This is a genomic window from Mariniflexile maritimum, assembly GCF_009746565.1.
Classification (GTDB): Bacteria; Bacteroidota; Bacteroidia; order Flavobacteriales; family Flavobacteriaceae; genus Mariniflexile; species Mariniflexile maritimum.
This window is the reverse complement of record NZ_WRPN01000002.1, coordinates 186,910-209,045: the sequence shown is the minus strand read 5'-3', so window position 1 is coordinate 209,045 and position 22,136 is coordinate 186,910. Positions and strand designations below refer to the sequence as shown.

General features: G+C 39.0%; 22 protein-coding genes. 17 read left to right on the top strand and 5 right to left on the bottom strand.

Features of this window, described 5'->3' with window-relative positions; genetic code table 11:
- Positions 1 to 15 precede the first annotated feature (15 nt).
- A complete protein-coding gene (locus GQO80_RS03780) occupies positions 16 to 1,713 on the bottom strand; it encodes an FAD-dependent oxidoreductase (protein WP_157207000.1) in 1,698 nt (565 codons plus the stop codon).
- Positions 1,714 to 1,857: 144 nt separating this feature from the next.
- Between GQO80_RS03780 and GQO80_RS03775 the strand changes: the two genes are divergently transcribed.
- The 3 genes from GQO80_RS03775 (at position 1,858) to GQO80_RS03765 (ending at position 3,309) form a co-directional block, all read left to right on the top strand.
- On the top strand, positions 1,858 to 2,637 hold the full coding sequence (locus tag GQO80_RS03775) for an alpha/beta hydrolase (RefSeq protein WP_157206999.1): 780 nt from the start codon (positions 1,858 to 1,860) through the stop codon (positions 2,635 to 2,637).
- A gap of 59 nt (positions 2,638 to 2,696) precedes the next feature.
- On the top strand, positions 2,697 to 2,963 hold the full coding sequence (locus GQO80_RS03770) for a hypothetical protein (protein WP_157206998.1): 267 nt from the start codon (positions 2,697 to 2,699) through the stop codon (positions 2,961 to 2,963).
- Between the two features lie 70 nt (positions 2,964 to 3,033).
- Positions 3,034 to 3,309 carry an LIM domain-containing protein gene (locus GQO80_RS03765; RefSeq protein WP_232333108.1) on the top strand — a complete coding sequence of 92 codons (276 nt, stop codon included), beginning with the start codon at positions 3,034 to 3,036 and terminating at the stop codon, positions 3,307 to 3,309.
- Here GQO80_RS03765 and thiL read toward each other — a convergent pair.
- The gene (thiL, locus tag GQO80_RS03760) at positions 3,306 to 4,346 is read right to left on the bottom strand and encodes a thiamine-phosphate kinase (protein ID WP_157206997.1); all 1,041 of its coding nucleotides are present in this window, start codon (positions 4,344 to 4,346) and stop codon (positions 3,306 to 3,308) included. The two genes, GQO80_RS03765 and thiL, sit on opposite strands and share 4 nt — an antisense overlap.
- A gap of 1,469 nt (positions 4,347 to 5,815) precedes the next feature.
- Here thiL and GQO80_RS03755 point away from each other — a divergent pair.
- The 9 genes from GQO80_RS03755 to GQO80_RS03715 all read left to right on the top strand — a co-directional run bounded on the left by GQO80_RS03755 (position 5,816) and on the right by GQO80_RS03715 (position 13,848).
- The gene (locus tag GQO80_RS03755; RefSeq protein WP_157206996.1) at positions 5,816 to 6,145 is read left to right on the top strand and encodes a HesB/IscA family protein; all 330 of its coding nucleotides are present in this window, start codon (positions 5,816 to 5,818) and stop codon (positions 6,143 to 6,145) included.
- 109 nt (positions 6,146 to 6,254) lie between these two features.
- Positions 6,255 to 7,703, top strand: coding sequence for a Fe-S cluster assembly protein SufB (gene sufB / locus GQO80_RS03750; RefSeq protein WP_157206995.1), 1,449 nt, complete (start codon positions 6,255 to 6,257; stop codon positions 7,701 to 7,703).
- Positions 7,704 to 7,794: 91 nt separating this feature from the next.
- Positions 7,795 to 8,547 carry a Fe-S cluster assembly ATPase SufC gene (gene sufC, locus GQO80_RS03745; protein ID WP_157206994.1) on the top strand — a complete coding sequence of 251 codons (753 nt, stop codon included), beginning with the start codon at positions 7,795 to 7,797 and terminating at the stop codon, positions 8,545 to 8,547.
- A 144-nt stretch (positions 8,548 to 8,691) separates the two neighbouring features.
- Positions 8,692 to 10,005 carry a Fe-S cluster assembly protein SufD gene (gene sufD / locus GQO80_RS03740; protein ID WP_157206993.1) on the top strand — a complete coding sequence of 438 codons (1,314 nt, stop codon included), beginning with the start codon at positions 8,692 to 8,694 and terminating at the stop codon, positions 10,003 to 10,005.
- Between the two features lie 124 nt (positions 10,006 to 10,129).
- On the top strand, positions 10,130 to 11,344 hold the full coding sequence (locus GQO80_RS03735; RefSeq protein WP_157206992.1) for an aminotransferase class V-fold PLP-dependent enzyme: 1,215 nt from the start codon (positions 10,130 to 10,132) through the stop codon (positions 11,342 to 11,344).
- A 44-nt stretch (positions 11,345 to 11,388) separates the two neighbouring features.
- The gene (locus tag GQO80_RS03730) at positions 11,389 to 11,811 is read left to right on the top strand and encodes a SufE family protein (protein ID WP_157206991.1); all 423 of its coding nucleotides are present in this window, start codon (positions 11,389 to 11,391) and stop codon (positions 11,809 to 11,811) included.
- A gap of 75 nt (positions 11,812 to 11,886) precedes the next feature.
- Positions 11,887 to 12,210, top strand: a complete 324-nt coding sequence (locus GQO80_RS03725; RefSeq protein WP_157206990.1) for a DUF59 domain-containing protein — start codon at positions 11,887 to 11,889, stop codon at positions 12,208 to 12,210.
- Between the two features lie 98 nt (positions 12,211 to 12,308).
- Entirely contained in the window at positions 12,309 to 12,815 is a 507-nt protein-coding gene (locus GQO80_RS03720; protein WP_157206989.1) for a DUF2480 family protein, read from the top strand.
- 106 nt (positions 12,816 to 12,921) lie between these two features.
- A complete protein-coding gene (locus GQO80_RS03715) occupies positions 12,922 to 13,848 on the top strand; it encodes a DUF3078 domain-containing protein (RefSeq protein ID WP_157206988.1) in 927 nt (308 codons plus the stop codon).
- Between the two features lie 170 nt (positions 13,849 to 14,018).
- On the opposite strand, the gene GQO80_RS03710 is transcribed toward GQO80_RS03715, so the two are convergent.
- The 3 genes from GQO80_RS03710 to GQO80_RS03700 form a co-directional block, all read right to left on the bottom strand.
- The gene (locus tag GQO80_RS03710) at positions 14,019 to 14,660 is read right to left on the bottom strand and encodes a hypothetical protein (protein ID WP_157206987.1); all 642 of its coding nucleotides are present in this window, start codon (positions 14,658 to 14,660) and stop codon (positions 14,019 to 14,021) included.
- Positions 14,661 to 14,765: 105 nt separating this feature from the next.
- Positions 14,766 to 15,800 carry a 2-oxoacid:ferredoxin oxidoreductase subunit beta gene (locus tag GQO80_RS03705; protein ID WP_157206986.1) on the bottom strand — a complete coding sequence of 345 codons (1,035 nt, stop codon included), beginning with the start codon at positions 15,798 to 15,800 and terminating at the stop codon, positions 14,766 to 14,768.
- A gap of 2 nt (positions 15,801 to 15,802) precedes the next feature.
- Positions 15,803 to 17,653 (bottom strand): 2-oxoacid:acceptor oxidoreductase subunit alpha, encoded by a 1,851-nt coding sequence (locus tag GQO80_RS03700; RefSeq protein ID WP_157206985.1) that lies wholly within the window; start codon positions 17,651 to 17,653, stop codon positions 15,803 to 15,805.
- Between the two features lie 232 nt (positions 17,654 to 17,885).
- Here GQO80_RS03700 and GQO80_RS03695 point away from each other — a divergent pair, with 232 nt between their 5' ends.
- The 5 genes from GQO80_RS03695 to GQO80_RS03675 are packed head-to-tail and all read left to right on the top strand — an operon-like array spanning position 17,886 to position 22,132.
- The gene (locus GQO80_RS03695; RefSeq protein WP_157206984.1) at positions 17,886 to 18,314 is read left to right on the top strand and encodes a SoxR reducing system RseC family protein; all 429 of its coding nucleotides are present in this window, start codon (positions 17,886 to 17,888) and stop codon (positions 18,312 to 18,314) included.
- Positions 18,315 to 18,320: 6 nt separating this feature from the next.
- On the top strand, positions 18,321 to 19,199 hold the full coding sequence (locus GQO80_RS03690) for a Fe-S cluster domain-containing protein (RefSeq protein WP_157206983.1): 879 nt from the start codon (positions 18,321 to 18,323) through the stop codon (positions 19,197 to 19,199).
- Entirely contained in the window at positions 19,192 to 20,520 is a 1,329-nt protein-coding gene (gene rsxC / locus GQO80_RS03685) for an electron transport complex subunit RsxC (protein WP_157206982.1), read from the top strand. The genes GQO80_RS03690 and rsxC overlap by 8 nt, the downstream gene beginning before the upstream one ends.
- A gap of 2 nt (positions 20,521 to 20,522) precedes the next feature.
- The gene (locus GQO80_RS03680; protein WP_157206981.1) at positions 20,523 to 21,539 is read left to right on the top strand and encodes an RnfABCDGE type electron transport complex subunit D; all 1,017 of its coding nucleotides are present in this window, start codon (positions 20,523 to 20,525) and stop codon (positions 21,537 to 21,539) included.
- On the top strand, positions 21,536 to 22,132 hold the full coding sequence (locus tag GQO80_RS03675; protein WP_157206980.1) for an RnfABCDGE type electron transport complex subunit G: 597 nt from the start codon (positions 21,536 to 21,538) through the stop codon (positions 22,130 to 22,132). The genes GQO80_RS03680 and GQO80_RS03675 overlap by 4 nt, the downstream gene beginning before the upstream one ends.
- Positions 22,133 to 22,136 lie beyond the last annotated feature (4 nt).

The window sequence follows — 22,136 nt, the reverse complement described above, 5'->3', positions numbered from 1 at the left end:
AAATAAAGCCCTGTTTTAAATTTGATTTTTAAGCAATTTTTGTTGGGGCATTTCAATATGGTTACTATACATCTGCCATATTTTGAAACCGCCTGCTACGTTTGCTACATTGGCCATACCGTTGTTTCTTAAAATTAATTCGGCCAGATACCCCCGCAATCCTTTTTGGCAAAAAACAATTACTTTTTTACCCTGTTGTTTAATCGTTTTCGTGTGGTTTCTTAAAGCATCTAACGGAAAATTTACAGCGTTGGGAATGGTTCCTTTTTCATATTCTTCAACCGTTCTGGCATCTATCAACACATAATCTTCTTTGGAATGGGTGCGCATGAAGGTTTCCAGTTCTTCAACAGACATTTGTTCCGTTCTACCATTTAATATGTTTTCTGTAACATAACTTGAAACAATAACCGGATCTTTTGCAGGCGAAAATGGCGGTGCATAGGCCAAATCCAATTGAGCCAAATCGGTAATTTTCAATTTAGCATATATGGCGGTACTTAAAACATCAATGCGCTTATCAACGCCCACTTCACCAAAAAGTTCGGCCCCTAAAATTTCCTCTGTATCTGGATTATAATAAATCTCCGTGATGAGATCCTTCTGTCCTGGATAATAACCCGGGGTGGCACCAGCAACCGTTAAAACCGTTTTAAATGGCATGTTTTTTTGGGTAAGTGCGGTTGCGTTTAAACCGGTTCTTGCCAACGTGTACTTAAACACCTTTACAATGGCTGTTTTGTAGGCGCCCTTAAAGGCAATGCTTCTACCCACAGCATTGGCCCCTGCAGCACGACCCGCCTTATTGGAGTGTGTTCCTAAAGGAAAATAATCGTATGCATTGGTTTGTAAATTTTTAATGGACACATTATCTCCAGCAGCAAACACATCTTTAATGGATGTTTCCATAAATTGGTTCACTTTTAATGCGCCGTTTTCAATGGCTTCTGCACCTTCTGCGAGCAATAAATCGGTATTTGGTTTAATGCCAACGCTTAGTATGACAAAATCGGTTGGAATGGTTTTACCATCTTTGGTGATTACGTTCTGTATTTTTCCGTTACTATCTATGTCAAATTTAGTAACCAACGTATCTGTTAATACGTGGATGCCTTCTTCTTTTAAAATGTTTTCGGCAAAATTCCCAAATTTTTTCTGCCACATATTCAATACATGCGAAGAACCTTCAATTAAAGTTACGGTTTTGCCCGCTTCCTTTAGGTTTTCGGCAACTTCAACACCTATTAATCCGGCTCCAATTATGGTTATGTGCCGTGAGGCCGCCGTTAATCCTTCTTGTGTTATTTTATCAAAATCGGCCATAGAACGACAAGTGGACCAATTATGCGCCAGTTTAATATTGTGTATTGGTGGCACAATAGAGCTGGCTCCTGTTGCGAAAATTAAGGTGTCGTACTCATAACTATTCGTGTGGGAGAACACTATTTTATTTTTGGTATCAATTTTTATTATTTCCTCGTTTAAACGCACATCAATATTAAAGCGGGTTTTAAGCAATTCCGGTTTCACGACCATAAGGCGTTCCCTGCTCTCGATAACACCCGAAAACGCATAAGGCATGCCACAGGTAGCGTAACTAACGTGCGCCCCTTTTTCAAACAAAAGTATGTGGGCCTGTTCATGCTCGCGTCGTGCTTTTGCTGCTGCTGAAGGCCCTGCGGACAAACCTCCAATGACGATGATTTTTTTCATTTTAATTGAAATTTATGCCCAAATGTCCATCAATTCTTTTAATTGGAATGTAATAATTGTTACGCTATCGATTTCGTAAAACCAATAGTGTTTCCCTGGTTTAATTCACAAACCATTATATTTGCAGCGTAACTTTTAAAAAAAATGACAGTAACGTTTAAAAATATCCCCATTTTTTATACCGATAATGGCGTTGGAAAGCCTGTTGTGCTACTGCATGGGTTTTTAGAGAACTCGACCATGTGGGATGCCTTCCTTCCTGAATTAACTAAAAAAAACAGAATTATTTGCATAGATTTATTAGGCCATGGCCAAACAGGATGCCTAGGCTACCTGCATACCATGGAACAGATGGCGGAAGCTGTTGAAGCGGTACTTAAGCATTTAAATATTACCCAATCTATAATTATTGGTCACTCGATGGGCGGTTATGTGGCGCTCGCTTTCGCGGAAAAAAACCCACAGCGTTTACATGGGCTTTGTTTAATGAATTCTACGGCACTTCCGGATACAGACGAAAAAAAACAAAACCGCGACCGTGCCATTATGGCCGTGAAACAAAATTATAAAACCTTTATTCGAATTGCGGTTAAAAATTTATTCCGACCCAAAAACCGTATTATTTTTGCGGAAAAAATCAAGGAAATAACCGAACAAGCCCTAAAAACACCCTTACAAGGCATAATTGCCGCCCTTGAAGGCATGAAAATTAGACCCAACAACGTTCATATCCTTAAAAACCCGGGCTTTAAAAAAATGATGATCATCAGCAAAAAAGACCCCGCGCTCGATTACAGTTCCCTTATAGCCCAAACAAGGAATACCAATGTTAAGATAGTTGGATTTCCTGATGGCCACATGAGCCACATTGAAAATAAAAACGATTTTTTACTACAAATAAAACATTTTGTCGATTTTATTTAGCTTTTTATCGTTTTATTTCATTTTTTTTGTACATTTAGTCTCTTTAAAATGTTCAAATCATGAAAATAACCACTAACAAACCTACCTTAATCCCTAAAATGTACTGCAATCTTTTTGGACACGATTATGTAATTAGTAAAAAAGTTACCTTCCATGTAAAAGAATACACTTGCAAACATTGTAAAAAACAATTAACCACCAATAGTAACGGCAATTTAATTGAGCTTACGCCAAAATTCAAGGAAATTAATGCCATTTTAGAACATGTTTACAACAGCAGAAGAGAACGTTCAAAGAAGAAAATAGCCCTTTCGTCGATTTGTTGATAAATTGTTAATAACTTTTAAATGTTTTTCATAGCTTCATAGTCCCTAACCAAACTAATAATAGCATTAAATGAAAAGCATCCCTTGTCTGGTATTTGGGCATGAGTACGTTGTTACACGGCATGTTACCTATCATGTTAAAGAATACTCGTGCAAAAACTGCAAAAAACAGCTCACCACCAGTGGTAATGGCAGCCTCATTGAACTTACACCAAAATTTAAGGAAATTAATGATGTGCTAGAGCGCATTCACTACAAACGGCTTTCTAGGGTCTCCAAACTAGGTGAGATATTGCAAAAAAAAGAGCCCAAACCTAAAAAAGAAAACGAGCTTCTTTTGGTTTAAGCCTCAAAGTTTTTCCACCCTTGTGCCTTCATCGCGATTTTTGTGTTACCCCTGGTCACTAAATGGATGCCCTCACTGGCTTCTTTTATATAACCTATCACGCTAAAATTGGGGTTGGCCTTAATCTTGGGAAAGTCTTCTTGAGCTATGGTGAATAACAATTCATAATCCTCGCCGCCATTCAAGGCCACGGTTGTACTATCGATATTAAATTCTTCGCAGGTTGAAATAACCTGAGGATCCAAAGGTATTTTCTCTTCATACAAATCGCAACCAACACCACTTTGCTTACATAAATGAATAATTTCCGAAGATAACCCATCACTAATATCAATCATAGCGGTGGGTGTTACGCCCAAATCTTTTAACAACTGAACAATATCCTTTCTGGCTTCCGGTTTTAATTGGCGCTCAATTATATAGGTATAAGGCTCCAAATCTGGTTGATTATTGGGGTTTACTTTATACACTTCTTTTTCACGTTCCAGCACTTGTAGGCCCATAAAAGCACCCCCTAAATCGCCCGAAACCACCAACAAGTCGTTAATTTTTGCACCATTTCTATAAACGGGCAGCTGCACTTCGCCAATGGCGGTAACCGAAATTAAAAGACCGGTGTTTGAAGACGTGGTATCGCCACCAACCACATCAACATTGTAAATTTTTGCAGCCGTTTCAATTCCTGCATACAATTCTTCAAGAGCTTCCAAAGGAAATCGGTTGGATACCGCAATCGATACCGTAATTTGGGTTGCTTTTGCATTCATCGCATACACGTCCGACAGATTAACAACTACAGCCTTGTAGCCCAAATGTTTTAAGGGCATATAACTTAAATCGAAATGAACGCCTTCAACCAACAAATCGGTAGTAACCACCATTTTGTTGTTTTTAAACTCTAAAACCGCAGCATCATCACCTATACCCTTTATAGTTGAGGCGTGCTGTATCTTGAAATTCTTTGTGAGATGGTCTATAAGTCCAAATTCACCCAGATCGCTTAATTGGGTGCGGTGTTGATTTTTGTCTTCTATCATGCCACAAAAATAAGAAGCCTATTTATAATAATGCCTACCCTATCGCTAATAAAAATGTATAAAATCTGCTAATAAATTACAAAAACATAATGAAACACCCCTTTTTTAAAACGATAAGAAAAACCTATAAAACGTTTATGTATAAAGAAAGTTGCATATTTGTGTGCGGCGATTTTCCATAGGGAAATCGGAAGCAGGCAAACAGAGCAACAAACTTAGTGCAAGCCTAAAGTAGCAATTTTTTTACACGGTGTTACCAAACGTATTTTTTATCAGTTCTAAAGTTAATTGACACACTGAAAAATTTATTTTCTTTGAGGGAAGGCAGATTACTAACGGTCGGAAGCAAAATTATTTTTAGCTTTTATTTGAAAGAATAATCATAATATATCGACTAAAAGTAATAATTTGATAAAAAATTACGGTATAATGCAAAATATTTTGTATATTAAAATCGTTAAACATATATTAGCTTAATAAAAAAAAGGAGGCTCCACAAAACCTCCTTATAAACAGCTGCCGCTAAGCTACAGTGTTAACCAGATTGCAAACGCTTTTGCTTTCTTCGGATAAACCCGATTTCCACTTTTATCAAGTTTCCATCTACGGAATATCAACATCTGTCTTTTGCCGTTTTTTGTTCGAAATATTGACATTTGACATCAATTTAATGAACTTGGTACAACCCAATATTTGCAATTAAGGTCCAGACCAAATTATTGGGCGCTATCAAACTATATGATAACTAAAAGCCTTGTTTGCGGAAAACAAGGCTTTGTTTTGTTAGTGAGAATAAATTTTTGTTAATAGCAACAATCTGCGGAGCGCATTAGTTAGTTTTCTCACATAACTTTTAAATTGACGTAAACGTCTTTTGTATTTCGAACGGAACAAATATATAAAATATATTTGTATTATTTCAAAGAACCCGTAGCTCTTAATAATAGAGTTTCAACAGTATTATTGAAAGTCCTATTTTCATTTTTTGACAATTCTTCAATTGTCTTTAAAAGACTTGGATTGAGGCGAATTGTCTTAACTTGTAATTTACTAGCCATATCCATTTTTTTTAATTAATAGCAATGCTAAATTAAAAAAAAATTCACAGGGATGCACCGTGAACTTATTAACATTGTCGCAAAGTTTTTAACAGAATTTAACATTTAAAAATGTTGATATTCCGCAAACAAGCTTAAAAAGGCGAAAAAAATAAAGAGATTTCAGTAAGTCAGTTGATTAAGAGTGATAATTTATATGTTTGTCAACTATATGCTAATATAATGTTAGGTAATGTGGTAATACGTTACTTATATTGTATATTTGCACCCTATTTAGAAACTGTCTTAATAAAAACAGTTTAAAATTTGATTGTACTTTGTTATTAAACGTTAGAAAAATTAATAATCAAATATTCAAAACGTACCCAGTTTTGAGTGCCTTCCCTCTTGGAAGGTTTGAATGGGCTAAATATGATAAAAGTATCTGAAACAGCTAAGAAAAAAGTTATCGAACTTATGCAAGAAGATGGCTATAACCCTGCGACCGATTATGTACGGGTAGGCGTTAAAAGCGGTGGTTGTTCGGGGTTGTCGTACGATTTAAAGTTCGACAAGGAAAACCAAGATGGCGATAAGGTTTTTATTGATAATGAAGTGAGAATTATAGTTGACAAAAAAAGCTTCCTGTATTTGGTTGGCACAACTTTAGAATATTCTGGAGGATTGAACGGTACCGGATTTGTGTTTAAAAACCCAAACGCAAATCGTACATGTGGCTGCGGGGAAAGTTTTTCGCTGTAAAGCTTCGTAATCACCAAAGGAAGAAAAAAGGCTGTCATTAAAATAACCAAAAAAAACCTATTTACCCCTGATAGGAATTCCCATATTTTTGGGGACTTAGGGGCAAATTATGAGTAAATACACAGAAGACGATTTAAGAGAAGAACTAAAAACCAAGGAATATCAATACGGATTTTATACCGATATAGCCTCCGATACATTCCCAATAGGATTAAACGAAGAGGTTGTTCGCGCTATTTCCCTTAAAAAAGAAGAGCCCGAATGGATGACCGAATGGCGCCTGGAAGCGTTTCGCGCCTGGGAGAAAATGACCGAACCCGAATGGGCCAATGTGCATTATGCCAAACCCGATTTTCAAGCCATTTCCTATTATTCGGCCCCCAACAGCAAGCCCAAATACAATAGTTTGGATGAAGTTGACCCGGAACTGTTGGCTACATTTACCAAACTGGGCATTTCATTAGACGAACAAAAAGCACTATCGGGCGTGGCTATGGATGTGGTGGTCGATTCCGTTTCGGTTGCTACAACATTTAAAAAAGCGCTGGGAGAAAAAGGCATTATTTTTTGCTCCATTTCCGAAGCTTTGAGAGAACATCCAGACTTAGTGAAAAAATACATAGGCACCGTTGTACCACAAAAAGACAATTTCTATGCCGCTTTAAATTCGGCCGTATTTAGCGATGGCAGCTTTTGTTACATCCCTAAAGGCGTTCGTTGCCCCATGGAATTGTCAACCTATTTTAGGATCAATCAAGGTGGCACCGGCCAGTTCGAAAGAACCTTGGTTATTGCCGATGAAGGCAGTTATGTAAGCTACCTTGAAGGTTGTACCGCACCAAGTAGGGACGAAAACCAATTGCATGCAGCCGTGGTAGAATTAATTGCGCTGGACGATGCTGAAATAAAATACTCAACCGTTCAAAACTGGTTTCCCGGAAACGCCGAAGGCAAAGGAGGCGTTTACAATTTTGTAACCAAACGCGGATTGTGCGAAAAAAACGCTAAAATCTCATGGACACAGGTGGAAACAGGAAGTGCCGTAACCTGGAAATACCCATCATGTGTGTTGAAAGGTGATAATTCAGTTGGAGAGTTTTATTCTATTGCAGTAACTAACAATTACCAACAAGCCGATACGGGAACAAAGATGATTCATTTGGGAAAAAATACCAAATCAACTATTATTTCAAAAGGCATTTCAGCAGGAAAATCGCAAAACAGCTATCGTGGTTTGGTGAAAATTAGTCCGAATGCCGATAACGCCCGTAATTTTTCACAGTGCGATAGTTTATTAATGGGAAATGATTGTGGTGCGCACACCTTTCCTTATATAGAAGCAAAAAATAAATCGGCTAAAATCGAGCACGAAGCCACCACCAGTAAAATTGGCGAGGACCAAATATTTTATTGCAACCAACGGGGCATCGATACCGAAAAGGCCATTGCGCTTATTGTAAACGGCTTTAGCAAGGAAGTGCTTAACAAACTCCCCATGGAATTTGCCGTAGAAGCCCAAAAACTTTTGGAAATTAGCTTAGAAGGCTCGGTAGGATAATATAAAAAATACCAAAATTCAAATACTAAATTCCCTTAAAAAAGTGCTTTTGGAATTTGGAATTTTAAGATTGAAATTTTAAAAATTAAGTATGTTAAAAATTGAAAATTTACACGCCAGTATTGACGATAAGGCCATTTTAAGAGGCATAAACCTAGAAGTAAAAGCAGGTGAAGTACATGCCATAATGGGGCCAAACGGTTCCGGAAAAAGCACCCTTGCCTCGGTAATTGCTGGAAAAGAAGACTATGAGGTTACCCAAGGCCACATCGTGTTTAACAACGAAAACATTGATGAACTAGCGGCCGAAGAACGTGCCCACAAAGGCATCTTTTTGTCTTTCCAATATCCTGTTGAAATCCCCGGGGTTTCGGTTACCAACTTTATGAAAACCGCAATCAACGAAACGCGCAAAGCAAAAGGTTTGGAAGAAATGCCGGCAAAGGACATGTTAAAGCTCATCCGCGAAAAATCGGAATTGCTGGAAATTGACAGAAAGTTTTTGTCGCGTTCCTTAAACGAGGGCTTTTCGGGCGGTGAAAAAAAACGCAACGAAATTTTCCAAATGGCCATGTTGGAGCCACAACTGGCCATTCTCGATGAAACCGATTCAGGTCTTGATATCGATGCGCTGCGTATTGTAGCCAATGGGGTAAACAAGTTAAAAAATAAGGACAATGCCGTTATCGTTATTACCCACTACCAGCGTTTGCTCGATTATATCGTGCCCGATTTTGTGCATGTTCTGCATAACGGCCGCATTGTAAAATCTGGCCCTAAAGAACTGGCCCACGAACTTGAGGAAAAAGGATACGACTGGATTAAGGACGAAGTTGAGGCTTGAAATCAAGTTTTAAGTAGCAGCAACAGTTGGCAGTTGTTTACGAAAAACTGACTACTAAAAATTTACCATTATTTTACTAAAAACTGCAACTAAAAGCTGAAACCACGACTGAAAACCAAAAACTGCGACTGAAAACCGAATAAAATGGATTTAAAAGAAAAACTCATATCATCCTTTTTAGCATTTGAAAACCAAGTGGATACCGACACTTTTATTCACAATGTTAGAAACGAAGCCATTAAAATGTTTGAGGAAAAAGGCTTCCCAACAAAAAAAGAAGAGGCTTGGAAATATACCTCCTTAAATAGTGTTCTAAAACACGATTACAGTGTGTTTCCCACCCAAGAAAATAACGTTGATTATAACGAGGTTAAAAAATATTTTATCCACGATATCGATACCTTCAACGTGGTATTTATCGACGGTAAATTTGCCTCACACCTCTCGCAAACCACGCACGATGGTATCGATGTTTGCCTAATGTCGTCGGCATTAACAAAACCAAAATACCGCTTGATCATCGAAAATTATTTCAACAAAGCGGCTACCAACGATAGTTTGGCCTCATTAAACACCGCGTTTTCAAGCGAAGGTGCCTACATCCACATTCCAAAAAACAAACTGGTCCAAAAACCCATCCAAATCATTAATTTTTCAACGGGAAATGAAACAGCAACCATGTTGCAACCCCGAAATTTAATTGTGATTGATGAAAACTCGCATGTACAGATCATCGAGCGCCACCAAAGCTTAACCGATAATCCGGTGCTTACCAATAGTGTTACCGAAATTTTTACCAATAAACGCGCCATTGTCGATTATTACAAAATTCAAAACGACCGTTTAAACGCCAGTTTAATTGACAATACCTTTATAAAACAACGGCAAGAAAGCGTAGCCTCGGTGCATACCTTTGCTTTTGGCGGCAAACTGGTGCGCAACAACCTCAACTTTTTTCAAGAAGGCCAACGCATCGATTCCACCTTAAAAGGCATCACCATTATTGGCGATAACCAACATGTGGACCATAACACGCTCGTTCACCATATCGAGCCCAATTGCGAAAGCCACCAAGACTACAAAGGTATTTTTGATGAAAGTGCCACAGGGGTTTTCAATGGGAAAATAATTGTTGAAAAGGAAGCCCAAAAAACAAACGCTTTTCAAGCCAACAATAACATTTTAATTAGCGACAAGGCCAGCATAAATACCAAACCGCAATTAGAAATTTTTGCCGACGATGTAAAATGCTCGCACGGTTGTACCATTGGCCAGTTGGACGAAAGTGCCATGTTCTACATGCGTTCGCGCGGTATTCCCGAAAAAGAGGCCAAGGCCCTTTTAATGTACGCCTTTAGCAACAACGTGCTCAACTCGGTTAAAATACCCGAAATAAAACAACGCATTACCAAAATTATAGCCAATAAATTAGGCGTTAATATTGGCTTCGACCTTTAGTGCGGTACTTGTTTCGGCATCATAAAAGGTAGTAATTTATTATTTTGTAGCTATTCCCGCTTTCGGCAGTCGCTCTTTTCAAGGAGCTCCAACAAATGCCTCAATCGGGGCTAAACACAACCCTATGTTCAACGTAAACAGCATCCGAAAAGACTTCCCCATACTTTCCCGAAAAGTAAATGGCAAACCTTTGGTGTATTTTGATAATGCCGCAACCTCACAAACCCCACAACAGGTTATCGATGTTATAGTAGATTATTATTCAAACTACAATGCCAACATCCACCGGGGCGTGCATACTTTAAGTCAAGAAGCCACCGATAAATACGAAGCGGCGCGACAAAAAATCCAAAAACATTTCAACGCAAAACATGCGCACGAAATTATATTCACTTCGGGCACAACACATGGCATTAATTTGGTCGCAAACGGCTTTGCATCCCTATTAAAAAAGGAAGATGAAATAATCGTTTCAGCTTTAGAGCACCATAGCAACATTGTGCCTTGGCAAATGCTTTGCGAACGCACCGGTGCTACTTTAAAAGTCATCCCAATGAACCAAGAAGGCGAATTGGTAATGCCCGAATTTGATACACTACTTTCAAAAAACACCAAACTGGTTTTTGTAAATCACGTTTCAAATGCGTTAGGAACTGTTAACCCTATTGAATATATCATTGAAAAAGCACACCAGGTGGGTGCTGCTGTTTTGATTGATGGCGCCCAATCCTGCCCACACCTTAAACCCGACGTTCAGGCATTGGATGTCGATTTTTATGTCGCTTCAGCACACAAAATGTGCGGCCCAACAGGCGAAGGCATGCTTTACGGCAAAGAAAAATGGCTTAAAAAACTGCCGCCCTACCAAGGCGGTGGCGAAATGATTGCCGAAGTAACCTTTAAAAAAACCACTTATGCCGATTTGCCCCATAAATTTGAGGCAGGAACACCAAACATTTGTGGCGGCATCGCTTTTGGGGCAGCCATCGATTATATGAACAGTATTGGGTTTGAAGCAATCGCGACCTATGAAAATGAACTGCTTGCGTATGCCACAAAAAAACTATTGCAAATAGAAGGTTTAAAAATTTATGGCACTTCAAAACATAAAACTTCGGTAGTTTCGTTTAATTTAGAGGGCATACATCCGTATGATGTTGGTACTATTTTAGATAAAATGGGCATTGCGGTTAGAACCGGACACCATTGCGCCCAACCCATTATGGATTATTTTAAAATTCCGGGAACGGTACGCGCATCTTTTGCATTTTACAACACCAAAGAAGAAATTGACAGTTTGATTGAAGGTGTAAAAAAAGCAAAAATGATGCTGTCTTAATTTCTTGTTGTATTTTTGTAATAAGACCATTAAAAACCATAAAAGTGACCATAGAAGAAATACAAAACGAGCTAATCGACGAATTCTCCATGTTTGAGGATTGGGAAGAACGCTACCAATATATGATTGATTTAGGGAAAGATTTGCCCCTAATTGACGAGCAATACAAAACAGACAACAATATTATAAAAGGCTGTCAAAGTAAGGTTTGGGTACATGCTGAAATGAAAAACGACAAAATAGAATTTACCGCCGATAGTGATGCCATCATTACCAAAGGCATTATTGCTATTTTAATACGCGTGTTTTCAAACCAAAGCCCCAAGGACATTATCAATGCCGAAATGGACTTTATTGATAAAATAGGTTTAAAAGAACACTTGTCGCCCACCCGGGCCAATGGCTTGGTAAGCATGATTAAACAACTAAAAATGTATGCCATTGCATACCAAACACAACTTAAATAGTTAAGGCGTTTGTTGTGGAGTCGTTCAGAAAAAACAACTTAACAACATGCAACTTAACAACAAACATTAGAAAAAATGAGCAACAAAATAGATACTGCCCAATTGGGCGAAAAAATAGTAAACGTACTAAAAACGATTTACGACCCAGAAATTCCCGTTGATATTTATGAATTAGGATTGATTTACGACGTATTTGTAAATGAAGACTATGACGTAAAAATATTAATGACCTTAACAACACCAAACTGTCCCGTAGCCGAAACCTTGCCCTTGGAAGTTGAAGAAAAAATAAAATCGTTAAACGAAGTCAAATCAGCCGAGGTTGAAATCACGTTCGACCCACCATGGACACAAGATTTAATGAGTGAAGAGGCGAAGTTGGAGTTAGGAATGTTGTAAATAACATACGGTATTCAATCGTCGTTTGCATTAAAAAAAACACTATTGCAAATGGCAGCCTGAGCAAAGTCGAAGTTCAACCTAACAACTTAAATTTTTTGAAAGACGAAATTGTAAATCGCGTAGCGAACAGCGCCTTGGTTACCATCAATCTTGAGGATTATTATCCCAAAGGGAACCGCATCCTTTTTGATATTAAAGATTGGTTATACGAAGGGTTTGTACTGCGCGAAAAAGCGTTTAGAGATCAAGTGGCTTCATACAATTGGTCGCAATACCAAGATTGTTATGTTGCCTTAACCTGCAGTAGCGATGCCATAATACCAGGATGGGCCTTCATGCTTATCGCTATTCACTTAGAGCCCTACGCTAAAAAAACAATTGTAGGTAATCTTGACGCTTTAGAAAGTTCTATTTATCAAGAAGTTATAACCAATTTAGATGTGTCGGAGTTTGCCAATAAACCACTTATCATAAAAGGCTGCTCAAAAAAACCAGTGCCACAAAATGCGTATATCATGCTTGCTTCAAAATTAAAACCCATTGCAAAATCGCTTATGTATGGTGAAGCGTGCTCGTCTGTTCCTCTTTATAAAAACAAATAATATCGTGCTTGTTCATGTGACCTAAACATAAAAATGGGTCTAAACCATGTTATGGACTATTTTATCAAATTAACTTATATTTGTGCGAATTATAAAACTAAAAAATATGAAAAAAACGCTATTACTACTTACGCTTTTTATTGGAATTTTAACATTAAACGCTCAAACTAAAGAAGAGCTAGAAGCTCAAAAGGCCGAAAAACAGGCCGCAGCCGATGCTTTGCAGTCGGAAGCCAAAGCAATACAAAAGCAGATTGATGCTTTACCCGGTTGGAGAAAAGGCGCCTTTGGAACCATTGGAGGCAGTTTATCGAATTTCAGCAATTGGTATGCACAGGGCGCACCAAACAACGCTTCTGGCAACATTGGTTTTACCTTTAACGGATATGCCAACTTAATTCAAGAGAAATTCTTTTGGAGAAATGCCCTATCAACAAACTTGAATTGGGTGAAACTGGACGACAAAGACAATCCTGCTGATGACGATAGCTTTAAACCCACAACCGATGTGTTCAATATTTCATCATTATACGGAAGAAACATTACTAAAACATTAGCTGCTTCGGCATTAATGGAATACAGAACAACACTTCTGGATAACTTTAACGACCCCGGTTATTTAGATTTTGGTGTGGGAGCAACTTGGACACCAATCGAAAATCTAATTGTGGTAGTACACCCTTTAAACTACAACTTTGTATTTAGCAGTGGCGAAACCGTTTTCGAATCATCGTTAGGAGCTAAAATTGTTGCCGATTATACCCGTCAAATTGGTGCCGTGAATTTTAAAACCAACATGTCGATGTTCCAAAGTTATAAAAGTAGCAACTATTCAAACTGGACGTGGACCAACTCCTTTAGCTACACGTTGTGGAAAATGATTGGTGTTGGTTTCGATTTTGGCCTAAGGAACAACAAGCAAGAAGCGCTTAACTATGCCTTGGCACAAACACCGGCTACTGCAACAGATTTTGATGATTTGGATAACAAAATACAATCGTATTACACCGTTGGGTTAAGTTATAAATTCTAATAGAAACAATCACCTTCAACCGTTGCATTAAATAAGTATGCATCGTGAAAGATAAAAAAACCATGCCATGCGCCTTGTTGCATGGCATGGTTTTTTTATGGTGTGGTGTGGCTAACGTTTAAGCATAAGTAAAGTTGCGTGTTTGAGTGCAAGGATTTTCCAAAGGAAAATCATTTATTTTTATATTCATCTATAAAAGAATTGTTTGTTAATTTATTAGTGTCAACAAGCATGTATTCAAAATAATGCCCTACTAAATACTCTTTACTTTCTTCAACTAAAAATTCTGTCTCAATCTTAATGCATAAAACTCCTTTAATCGGATTTTGTGAATCAACATTAAGAAATTTAAAATTTACCCTATTTGAGTTGTTTGATTTAAAAGATAAAACCTCTTCTTTTCCATCATTTTTAGATGTGATTGCCTTAAATTCAACTTCGATTATCTTCTTTTTTTCGTAAACAACATCAATGTGTCCCTTATAATTTAATGGCTTATATTCATTAAATTCAAGTTTATAAAAATGGCTATTCAAAGAGTCAATATCAACGTCTGTTTTTAAAAACCATTTTGCCTGATTCAAGAACTTATTTTCTTTGGTACTCCCATAAATTTCAAGTTCAATTAATTGATCAGTTGAGCTATCTCTATTTTTTAAATTTATAATTTGGTAGTAATTAAAATCACTGTAATCAATTTCTTCATGATAAGTTTCCTTATCTTTTTTGCCACACGAATTCAAGCTTATAAGAATACAGATTGAAACAATTAAGTGTTTTAATTTGATTGATGAAAATTTAATATAATTCATATAATGTTTAAGGTATTACTGCTAACAATTGCCTTTACACCACATGGGCACGCTGGCTTAAATGTATGTGATTATTGTTTTCCGGCCATTTCTAAAAACTGAACCTTACTCATAATGCACCCCATCTTCTTTAATTTGATAGGTATCACCAGAGAAAAACAGATCATCCACTTTTTTGTATTTTGAAGTTGCTTGCACCTGGGCGGTTACCGCCAATTCCCGTTCGCCAAAGGTTAGTTCTTCATGGCTTCGTATAATGCCCGTAACCAACGGATATTCCAACCGCACCAACATTTGGTGTAACGTTGGGTCTTGCTCTTTGGCATCATGTACCAAAATATCGGCTTCGGTGATGCCGTTTTCGCCTATGGTCACTACTTCCAATTTAAGTTTGTTCAACACCAAACCTTTGTCTCTGTTCTTGCCAAAAACCATGGGTTTTCCGTGCTCTACAAAAAGTTGTTTGTCTTCACGAATGGCTTTATCGGTGTATTTTGTATAGCAACCATCGTTAAATATCACGCAGTTTTGAAGCACTTCAATTAACGAGGTGCCTTTAAATTTTTCGGCTTCAATAAATAATTGGGTCATTTCTTTAGGTGTATTCCCGCCTATTCTTGCAAAAAAACGTGCTTGAGCGCCCAGGGCCAATTCACCCGGTGAAAAGGGCGGTTGTGTATTTCCGTAGGGTGAAGATTTTGTTTTTTGGCCAATAGTAGAGGTTGGGGAAAACTGCCCTTTGGTTAACCCATAAATTTCATTGTTGAACAAAATAATATTCAAATTAATGTTACGGCGCAACACATGGATAAAATGATTACCGCCAATGGCCATGGAGTCGCCATCGCCCGTTATAACCCAAACACTTAAATTTGGGTTTGCCAATTTGGTTCCCGTGGCTATGGCCGGTGCGCGCCCATGAATGCTGTGCATACCGTAGGTGTTCATGTAATAGGGAAAGCGCGACGAACAGCCTATGCCCGAAATAAAAACCACATCTTCTTTTTTAACGCCCATTTCTGGAAGTGCCTTTTGCATGGCGCGTAAAATAACGTAATCGTCGCAGCCCGGGCACCATCTTACTTCTTGATTGCTCTCAAAATCCTTGTAAGTATAATTATTTTCTAATGTTGCTTCCATAATCAGTTTACTAATGCTTTAAACATTTCAATTAATTCTGAATTCCCAAATGGCAAACCTTGTATTTTATTAAACTGACAAAGGTTTAATGCATTGAAGTTCATTTTTAATACGCTTGAAAATTGGCCGTTGTTTAATTCGCAAACCACAATTTTTTTGAATTGCTTCAATACGGTTTCCGTGTTTTTGGGCAACGGATTGATATAATTAAAATGTGCATAGCCAATATTTTTATAGCCCAAATGGTTCATTTCCTTCACTGCAGAATGTAACGAACCATAAGTGCCACCCCAGCCTACAACCAGTAAATCGCCACTAGCGGCAAATTCAGTGGTTAATGCTGGAATGAAATTTTCGACCCGCTTTACTTTTTCGGCCCTTATCTTCGTCATGAATTCATGGTTTTCCGGCACATAGGAAACGTTTCCGGTAACCTTGTCTTTTTCCAAACCACCTACCCGATGCTCCATCCCTTTTGTGCCTGGAACGACCCATTTTCTGGCAAGTGTATCAGCATCGCGATCATACGGATGCCAACCATCAACCGCTTGTTTTAAAAGGGTTGTTTTAATTTCCGGCAGGTCGTGAACCGATTTCACTTTCCATGGTGCCGACCCATTGGCTATATACCCATCGGTTAATAAAATTACGGGGGTCATGTGTTCCAAGGTTAGTTTTGCTGCCATATAGGCCATATCGAAACAATTGGCCGGGGTACTTGCTGCAATAACAATAACCGGGCTTTCCCCATTTCTGCCATAAAGGGCCTGCAATAAATCGGATTGTTCTGTTTTGGTTGGCAAACCTGTTGATGGGCCTCCACGTTGCACATTTACTATTACTAAAGGTGTTTCGATAATCATCGCCAAACCAATGGCCTCCCCTTTTAATGCCAATCCAGGGCCTGAGGTGGTTGTTATTGCCAAATTGCCCGCAAATGAGGCACCAATTGCCGATGTGATTCCTGCAATTTCATCTTCCGCCTGAAGCGATTTTACCCCAAAATGGCGCTGTTTTACCAGTTCGTGCAAAATATCAGAAGCAGGTGTAATGGGATAGGAGCCCAAAAACAACTCCAGTCCCGCTTTTTCGGCGGCAGCCAAAAACCCCCATGCCGTGGCTTTGTTGCCCATAATAATACGGTAAGTGCCCGCTGGCATTTTTGCAGGTGAAATGGAATAGGTATTAGGAATCAATTCCAGCGTTTCCGCAAAGTAAAACCCCGCATTTAGCACTTTGGTATTAGCTTCAATAATATGGGGTGTTGCTTTAAATTTATTGTTAAAAAACGCAATGGTATGCTCGGTGGTACGGTTGTACATAAAATACACCATGCCCAACGCAAACATATTTTTGGTTCGGGTAATATCCTTGTTGTCCAGACCATCAATACCTTTTAAGGCTTCTTTGGTAAGCGAGCTCATGGCCACTTGAATGATTCTGTAATTGGCCAAACTGCCATCTTCTAGGGGGTTGATTTCATATTGCGCTTTTTCCAGATTTTTCTTGGTAAAAGCATCGGTATCAACAATAATGGTGTGCCCGGGCTTTAGCGCATGCAAATTGGTTTTCAAAGCCGCGGGATTCATGGCGACCAATAAATCGACCTCATCGCCCGGGGTATTGATTTCCACGCTGCCAATATGGACTTGGAAACCTGAAACACCGTACAGGCTGCCTTGGGGCGCCCTAATTTCTGATGGATAATTTGGGAAGGTTGCAATATCGTTCCCAAACATGGCAGACGTATCTGAAAATTGGGTACCCGTTAACTGCATGCCATCGCCAGAATCGCCCACAAACCTAATAATAACAGCTTCTAACGCTTCTGGGGTTCGCTTAGTTTGTATCATAACCACATTATAATTTTTATAGACAGAATATGTTTGAATGAACTAAAAATAGTGTTTAACTTCCAAATATAATATCTCTTTTTAAGGAGTTATATGATAATTGTCACATCCAGTCCCGCAACAACTGTTTTTTAGGCTTTCATAATTATTTAATTTCCTAACATAAGTCATATAATTACTAAAACGGATATACTAATTTCACATGGTGAATTATAGCTAATAATAAGTATTCATGGATTCCGAAGCATCAAATACAGACACGTTCATCCATTCGGGTGTTATCTCTAAAATAACAGGCGATTCCGTTATTGTTTCCTTGGAACAAAACATCCATTGCGAATCGTGCCGTGCCAAAGCAAGTTGCGGTATTTCAGAATCGAATACCAAAGACATTGAAATACAAAATCCCAACGAAAGCTTCAACGTGAATGAAACGGTAACCGTTGTGCTTAAAAAAACATTGGGTTTAAAAGCGGTGTTTTGGGCCTATGTGTTCCCTTTTATTTTAATGTTCGCCTCGTTGGTACTAACGTCGCTTTTTTTAAAGGAATGGCTTGCTGGCCTGGTATCGCTTTTTATTTTAATACCGTATTATTTAACGCTTTATTTATTGAAAAACACACTAAAAAGTGCGTTTAAAATTTCTATAATTAAAACCTAATTATGTATGTCAGATTCTGTTTTATATAGTATTTTCCTTTTGGCTTCATTAGGCATCATTGCAGCGGTTGTGCTGTATGTGGTTTCTAAAAAATTCTATGTTTATGAAGATCCTTTAATAGGTGAAGTTGAAGCCATTTTACCAGCGGCCAACTGCGCAGGCTGTGGTTCTCCGGGCTGTAGGGCATTTGCCGAAAAATTGGTTAAGACCGACGATATCTCCGATCTTTTTTGCCCCGTTGGTGGCAATCCTGTTATGAAAATGGTTGCTGAGGTATTGGGCAAAACCGTTGCCGAAAAAGACCCAACCCTTGCCGTATTGCGCTGCCAAGGTGGTTGCGATGTACGACCAAAGACCACCGAATACCAAGGCCCCAGAAATTGTGCTATTTCGGCCATGATTTACAGTGGCGAAACCGATTGCCAATATGGTTGTTTGGGCGATGGCGATTGCGTAGCGGTGTGCAAATTCGATGCTATGTACATGGACGAAACCACAGGCTTGCCCGTAATCATCTCCGATAAATGTACCTCGTGCGGTGCTTGCGTAGAAGCGTGCCCGCGCGACATCATTGAGATGCGCCCCAAACATAAACGCGATTTAAAGATATTTGTGGGCTGCCTAAACCAGGATAAAGCGGGCATTGCAAAAAAAGCCTGCGATGTGGCCTGTATTGGCTGCTCGAAATGTGATGATGTTTGCCCAAAAGATGCCATTACCATGGAAAATAACTTGGCATATATAGACCCCATTCTCTGTACACTTTGCAGAAAATGTGTAGAAGTATGCCCAACACACTCTATTATTGAAACCAATTTCCCTCCAAAAAAAGAAAAAAAGGTTGAAGCCATTGTTGAACCTGAAAAAATAAAGACCGATGCTTAAAACATTCCCAAAGGGCGGTGTTCATCCTCCAGAAAACAAATTAACTTCAGCAAAAAGCATCAAACGCATGGCGGTGCCCAAGGTTGTCTATGTTCCCATATCACAACATATTGGTATTCCAGCAGAAATAATCGTTAACGTGAAGGATGCTGTTGAAATAGGACAGGTTATTGCCAAATCGGGTGGGTTTGTTTCATCAAACATCCATTCGCCCGTTGCTGGAACCGTAACCAAATTAGACCTCATCATAGATACTTCGGGCTATAAAAAACAATGCATCGTTATTAGAACGGATGTTAAAAACGAGGCCAATTTCCAAGAAATTGAATATCCGTTAGTAAAGGATATTATCCTAGAACCAAAAGCGATCCTTCAAAAAATAAACGATTATGGTATTGTAGGTTTGGGTGGCGCTACCTTTCCCGCACACGTAAAATTGAACGTTAAGGAAGGTACCGTTTTAGACCATTTGATTATCAATGGCGTGGAATGTGAACCATATTTAACCGCCGACCACCGATTGATGCTTGAAAAAGCAGAAGAAATTATGGTTGGTGTCGAAATTTTAATGCATGCGCTCAACATCAATAAAGCTATTATAGGCATTGAAAACAATAAAAAAGATGCGATAGACATCTTTAAAAAACTCACCCAAAACAACCAAAAAATAAAAGTGGCGGCCTTACAGGTTAAATATCCGCAAGGTGGCGAAAAACAATTGGTACGGGCTTTGTTAAACAGGGAAGTTCCTAAAAACGGCTTGCCATTGGATGTGGGCGTTATTGTGCACAATGTGGGTACTATCTTTGCCATTTACCAAGCCATTCAACATAACGTGCCATTAACCGAGCGCGTAGTTACCGTTACCGGAAAAAAATTGGAAAATCCTGCCAATTACTGGGTAAAAATAGGAACGCCCATAACCGATTTGGTGAATGAAGTAGGCGGTTTGCCCGAAGGCACACGCAAAATTGTAAACGGTGGTCCCATGATGGGAAAAGCCATAAAAAACACCGATGTACCGGTTACCAAAGGCACTTCAGGCATTTTGGTCATTGCCGATGATGAGGCCAGCAGAGGCGAACCAAAAAACTGCATCCGTTGTAGTGAATGTGTTTTTGTGTGCCCCATGGGACTAGAACCGCACCTTCTTATGAATCTTTCTGAAAAAGGACTTTATGAAAGAGCTTCCGCAGAAGATATTATGACCTGTATTGAATGTGGTTCTTGCAGCTATGTATGCCCTTCGCACCGCCCCTTATTGGATTATATACGCTTCGGAAAACAAATTGTTAAAAAATTAAATACCGCTAAAAATTGATTATGAGCGAGCAACCTATTATTGTATCTGCTTCCCCACACGTTCACTCCGATAGAACTTCAAAAAAAATCATGTACGACGTGGTCATCGCACTCATTCCTGCCTTTTTGGTGTCTGTTTATGTGTTTGGGGCTAGCGCCTTTATTGTAACTTCCGTAGCCATTGCTTCCTGTTTGCTGTTCGAATATGGCATCCAAAAATACCTGTTTAAAACCGCCGTTACCATTACCGATGGTTCTGCGTTGCTAACGGGTATTTTGTTGGCGTTCAATTTACCCTCGAACCTTCCTATTTGGATGGTTATCGTGGGCAGTTTGGTAGCCATTGGTATTGCAAAACTATCTTTTGGCGGCTTGGGTTTTAATATTTTCAATCCGGCGCTGGTAGGTCGGGTGTTTTTATTGGTGTCCTTCCCCGTACAAATGACGATGTGGCCAACCGCCATTGTAAATAACACAAATGTAGTAGATGCCGTTACGGGTGCCACTTCGCTGGGCCTGATTAAAGAAGGTTTGCTTTTTGGAAAAACCATGACGGAAATAAGCCCTCAATTACCCAGTACTACCCAGATGCTTTTTGGGTTTACGGGTGGTTCGTTGGGCGAGATGTCGGCATTGGCATTGCTACTAGGAGGTTTGTATTTGCTGTACAGAAAAGTGATTTCGTGGCACATTCCCGTAACCGTATTGGCTACCATGGTAGTTATGACGGGCATTTTCTGGTTTATCGACCCCGAACATTATGCCAGCCCCCTCATCCATATCTTATCGGGTGGTGCTATTTTAGGGGCCTTTTTTATGGCAACCGATTTGGTTACCAGCCCCATGACCAAAAAAGGCATGGTTATTTTTGCCATTGGCATTGGTGTTATTACCGTTGTTATCAGGCTATTTGGCGCGTATCCAGAAGGCGTTTCGTTTGCCATCTTAATTATGAATGCCTTTGTACCCTTAATCAATACCTATTTTAAACCACGCAGATTTGGTGCTAAAATAAAAGCTAAAATCGTATCCTTATGAGCAAGAAAGAATCCACTTTTTTAGGAATGTTGTTATCACTTTTGATAATTACCGTTATATCCGGATTTTCATTGGGGTTTGTAAACGATTTAACCCTCGCACCCAAAGCAAAGGCGAAGCTGGAAAAAAAAGTCAATGCCCTCAAATTAGTATTGCCCACGTTTGACAACAACCCCGTGGCAGACATGAAACTTGCAAAAGCCGAAACTGTGGCCGATAGTATAGAAATTTACCCTGCCTATTTAAAAAATGAATTTGTAGGCGCTGCCGTAATTGGCACCACCGATAAAGGCTTTAGCGGTTTGGTAAAGCTTATGATAGGTTTTAAACCTTCGGGCGAAATTGAAAATATTGCGGTTTTAGAACAAAAAGAAACCCCGGGCTTGGGTACCAAAATGACCGAAGCTAAATTTTTACAACAATTCAAGGGCATCAATATTTCAACTTATAAATTGAAGGTGAAAAAAGATGGAGGCGATGTAGATGCCTTAACGGGCGCCACCATTTCAACCAGGGCATTTTGCGATGCTACCCAAATGGCTTATGATGCCTTTATAAAAAACAATGGTTCATTAATCGGATTAAAAAATTAAGAAT